The following is a 5,148-nucleotide window of genomic DNA, read 5'->3' on the forward strand; positions in this document are numbered from 1 at the left end:
CCAATCCAGAATGTCCTAGTTCATAGGTCTGCCAAGCTATATAATCAAGACTTAGAACTGTTTCCTCTGAAAGCACTTCATAAAAGCTCAACCAACCTGCACCACCAGGGATATCAGCAACCAACATTTTCCCCGTCTTATCAAACTCCTCACGTAAAGTCTTCATAAACGCATTGGGTACTGATGGCATACTGGAGTTCATTAAAGTCCCCCAATCCTCAATATCATAATCAAATCCATCGATATTATATTTGTTACATGTATCTACAATAGCAAGTGCATATTTCTTAGCAGCCTCAATGCAAGATTGCTCATCTTTAGGATCAAAGCCCCAAAACGCTTCCTTCACTGCATCATCGTTACCCCCCGGTGTGAGATTATCACCAATATCTCCTGCGCGCCAACAAAGCACTGCTCTGGAACCCTTAGCCTGAAAGTCTTTTAAATCAGCCTGTTGCTCAACCGTCAGATTTCCCCAACAGAGCCAAAGGCTCACAAAATCCGTACTGTCCGGTAATCCACATAAAGCATATTGCATGGAAGAACCTCCCTTACCTGCCCAGTTACCAAACCAGCCAAACATAATCTTATGTGGAGAGTTAAAATAATCCTTCAAATTATTTTCATAACCTTGCGTAGGAGGTTCATAATAATCTTTCGCCTCTATGTCGGTCCAATCACTACATGCGATATTTAAGAATCCCTGCGAAAAAAAGAGAGAAATTCCTATTCCGTATATTATTTTTTTCAATTTGCTCGTTTTCATAATAAAAATTATTTTAACGTTCTGATTTAATTTTTCTTAGCCCACCAAAGATCTGTGGCAGAGTTATCTGCACCACCTAACATTGATACAGCTGCTTTCACATTTGCATTATTCGTATTATATTCTGACTGAGGGAAAGGCAAACGACGCATACCACGCTGCACTGTCACCCCATCTGTATTCAGATTATTCACGATAGGGAATAGTTTAGGATAACCTGTACGACGAATGTCAGCCCACGTTTCCCAACCATTCGGAAAATTGGCAATCCACTTCTGAATCAAAATACGCTCCAAATTCTCTGTAACACTTGCTGATTCATTATATTTCGGAGTTACAGTTGACACTGCTGCTATATCCTTACCTGAATCCGAAGGATCACTGTAAGCAGCAGGAACCTTTTCACTTTTCAAATAATCGCCAATAGTAGCTTTACGTTCTTCCATAGACACTGTCACTCCTGCGTCATAAAGTTCTTTGGGAGTTCCTCCCATATTCCATTTATACATCAATGCAGCTTCTGCACGTAAAAAATAAGCTTCAGATGCAGACATAATGAGCAATTCATCATCTATACCAATATTCAGGCGGGAGAATTTTGTATAATTTGCCTGAGTTGTAGCACTTTGGTAAATACCATTTCGCACTCCTATTTGTCCTCCACCGATAGAAGCATCTGCTTCTGATGCATATTTAGCCAAACGAGGATCATTATAACCGCTTAAATATGAAGTGATATTAGCACTGATACGAATTTCATTCCATGAAGAAGTAACACGATAATATGGATTCATACCGTCATTATATTTACTATATGCAGCATCTGATGCAGATGTCATCACACCAATTACATCAGAAACAGCTTCTTCTGCTTTCTCCTTGGCAAGTGCTGGAGAAACACTAGAAATGCGCATTGCCATACGAAGCTTTAAAGAATTGGCAAATTTCACCCATTTGTTAAAATCTCCATTAAATACAAGATCGTATTCTGATAAAGAACTCATATCTTCATTACCTAACACTGCTACTTTAAAAGCGGAAATCGCTTCATCCAAATCATCAAACATGTGTTTATAAAGATCCTCCATATTGTCATATTCTACAGTAAAAGCAGTTCCTGTAATTTGAGAATAAGGAATCGGTCCATAACAATCACTAATTTTAAGTGAAGCTGCCACACGAAGAATCTGTGCCCATTGATAAGCCAATCCTTTGCCATCAGAAAGATCACGTATCTGGAAATATCCGGTATAAATCTGTGGCATAGTAGTATCAAACATATTTCCATACCACCCAACTCTTGGATTGTAAGTATAATAATTACCTCCATTACCCCATTGGGCGATACAAGTAATTTCTCCACCATATTCAGATCCAATCATCTGATCCAACATCTGTGAATTGTTCTGTTGTCCTTGTACTAATGCAGGAATCATGCTTTTAATCAATGATCCGGTGATTGCATTATCACCCAGCATTTGGTCAGGTTTAGGTCCAAAGGGATTTGTATTATACTCTTCAAATTTATCGGTACAACCTGTTCCTAGTGCTACTAACAAAGTATACACAGACAGTTTTGCAAACTTCTTTATTATCTTATTCTTTTTCATAATCTAAACTAGAATGTTAGTTTGACATTAAATCCGAGACTTCTCAAACTAGGTTGTTGAAAATAGTCAACCCCCTGATAGAAATTACTAGTGACAGAAGATGTACTTTCCGGATCATAAGGTGCTTTACAATAAATCATCCATAAATTCTTTCCTGTAAGCCCCAGTGTCATATTTACATGATTTTTGAACCATGTTTTAGGAAGTTGGTAGCTCAAGCTCAGTTCAGAAAGGCGAATATTCGTTGCACTATATGTATAATAAGTACCAACAGCGGTAGTTACTTTACTATAATATTCCTCAGCATCCACTTTACTGTCTCCAACCCATACACCGCCTGCCTGACGAGCAACTGCAGAACTTTCAGATACACCATATTTATCAATCATGGCTTGTGTATCCGATACAACTAATCCTCCAAAACGCCCGGTGAATGCAAATCCAAGATTCCATCCCTTCCAAGCAACACTACCATTCCATCCCAAATAATATTTAGGAAGAATAGAGCCAACCTTGCGGTATTCCGTATTTTCAATAGCCAAACTTCCATTAGAGGGGTCTTTCCAAATATATCCATTAGGAGACTGACGCAAACGCTGATTGATATAAATATCTCCCATTGATCCGTTTTCATAGAGTCTTAAAGTCGGACCACCACTAGTTCCCAATGTTCCTTTTGAGTAATACTCCATTTCGATAGCTTCGCCGGTTTCCGGATTGATGGCACCATTCGCTAAACTAACGATCTTGTTTTGATTAAGAGTGTAAGTGAAATTTGTAGATACCTTCACTTTATCAAATGTATCAGAATATCCTAAAGCCAGCTCAATACCCTGATTCTGAATATTACCAGTCTGCACAATATTATTCTTATATCCAGATGAAGCCGATACATCAACATAGAATGTCTGATTGAAGGTATTAGAACGATAGAAGGTCATATCTAAATTAATACGGTTGCCAAGGAATTTAGCATTGACGCCTAGTTCCCATGATTTTGTATTTTCTGGTTTCAGATTAGTATTATAATGACTTGCAGGATATTCATATGTATTTGTTTGCTCATTATAAGTATATTGCATTTGGGTAAGGTATCGATTAGGGGAAGAAGCGACCTCCGCCCACGAACCACGAACTTTCAAATAAGAAATAGCTTTTGGTAGCTTTACAGATTCACTAACAAGCCATGACAGACCAACAGACGGATAAAAGTAGGAACCTTTGCTGGTAAAAGCTAATTGAGATGCCCAGTCATTACGCCCAGTGACAGTCAAATACAATTGATGATTCCATCCTAATTCTGCACTTGCAAAAACACTTTGTACTTGATCATGCCATTTTGATTCATTACGCTTGGAAGTATTGACATTAATATTGCCATAATGGAAGAAATTAGGAATTTGCTCCAATCCTCCTTTTAGATACATAGCATCTTCCTGAATATCATTAATAGAAGCACCAACAGTTGCATTCAATGAAAGTTTGTCATCAAAGAAATTCTTATTTATGCTAGCCATTACATCAGCATAAACAGACCGATCATTTTGTTTAGTATGTCCATAATAACCTTTAGAACTACTTTCTGTAAAAGTACCTCGTGTACTAGCATAATACTTTTCATAACTATCGCTATCTGAATTATCCACACGTACTCGCCCTGTTACATTCACCCAATCTGTTATATCCCATTTCAGACTAGCATTAAACATATAACGACGTTTAGAAAGCTCATTCTGCATTCGATTCATAATCCAATATGGGTTTTGCATATCCAAATCAGTACCAAATATAGATTCCGGCCAATATTGTACCATAAGGTTTCGAGCCTCACTATAGCGTTCATACATCTGTACTTCCTGAAAGTTTTCACCTCGTGGAAAAAGATAAAGAGATACCAAGGGATTAAAATATTGTCCACTACCTACCATATTCTTATTATTTTGAATAATATATTGAGCTCCCAAATCAAGACTCAACTTATTATCACAGAATTTAGCGGTATTACGAATAGAGAAATTATAGCGGTTATAAGCATTATTAGGTAAGATACCTGTAGAGTTTGTAGTAGAGACAGATGCGTAAGTTTGATTTTGTTCAGTACCAGTGGTCAACGTGAAACCATTCATCTCCGTCATTCCCGTATTGAAGAAGTCAGATGGATCAAAGTTGCTAGGAGTATCCATCAAGCTCCCCCAACTGCCTAACTCTCCTTCACGATTACCATAAATATTCTGAAACTTCGGCATCATCATCGGAGATGAAAAACTTGTACTATTACTATAAGAAATTTGCACTTTTCCTACAGTACCTTTTTTAGTAGTGATAAGAATAACTCCATTAGAAGCATCCGAACCATACAAGGCTGCAGCGGAAGGTCCTGTTAAAATTGTCATGCTCTCAATATCTTCAGGATTAATATCAGCTACGCTATTAGATCCTGGCTGTTTGTTCATCGTACCTCCAGCATTATCTCCTGAATTTACATTAAACATTGGAATACCATCAATAACATAAAGTGCATTATCATTTTTCTCCAAAGACTTTGTACCACGCATAACTACACGAGCCGCAGCCCCAGCACCGGCTGAAGAAGCATTTATTGTTACGCCAGCTACTTTTCCTGATAAAGCATTAATAAAGTTAGCATCCTTTATATTAGTCAATTCATCTCCCTTTACTTGCTGTACATTATAACTCAACGCTTTTTGTTCACGTTTGATACCCAACGCAGTAACTACTACTTCGTCCAAGGTTTGCGTGTCTTCACCCATT

General features: G+C 37.8%; 3 protein-coding genes. All 3 read right to left on the reverse strand.

Annotation, left to right across the window (positions count from 1 at the left end):
• The coding region (locus tag HMPREF9007_RS12465) for a glycoside hydrolase family 18 (protein WP_008761675.1) at positions 1–766 on the reverse strand (766 nt) is incomplete at its 3' end.
• A 26-nt stretch (positions 767–792) separates the two neighbouring features.
• Positions 793–2,376: a SusD/RagB family nutrient-binding outer membrane lipoprotein gene (locus HMPREF9007_RS12460; RefSeq protein ID WP_011107590.1), complete on the reverse strand. Its 1,584-nt coding sequence runs from the start codon at positions 2,374–2,376 to the stop codon at positions 793–795.
• Positions 2,377–2,384: 8 nt separating this feature from the next.
• The gene (locus tag HMPREF9007_RS12455; RefSeq protein ID WP_008761677.1) at positions 2,385–5,147 is read right to left on the reverse strand and encodes a SusC/RagA family TonB-linked outer membrane protein; all 2,763 of its coding nucleotides are present in this window, start codon (positions 5,145–5,147) and stop codon (positions 2,385–2,387) included.
• Position 5,148: the final 1 nt, after the last annotated feature.

The organism is Bacteroides sp. 1_1_14, from assembly GCF_000162515.1.
In the GTDB taxonomy this organism is placed as follows: Bacteria; Bacteroidota; Bacteroidia; order Bacteroidales; family Bacteroidaceae; genus Bacteroides; species Bacteroides thetaiotaomicron.

What these genes read in the sequence shown, in the direction of transcription:
- HMPREF9007_RS12460 (WP_011107590.1), bottom strand. Translation starts at nt 2,376, where the DNA reads ATGAAAAAGAATAAGATAATAAAGAAGTTTGCAAAACTGTCTGTGTAT.
- HMPREF9007_RS12455 (WP_008761677.1), bottom strand. Translation starts at nt 5,147, where the DNA reads ATGGGTGAAGACACGCAAACCTTGGACGAAGTAGTAGTTACTGCGTTG.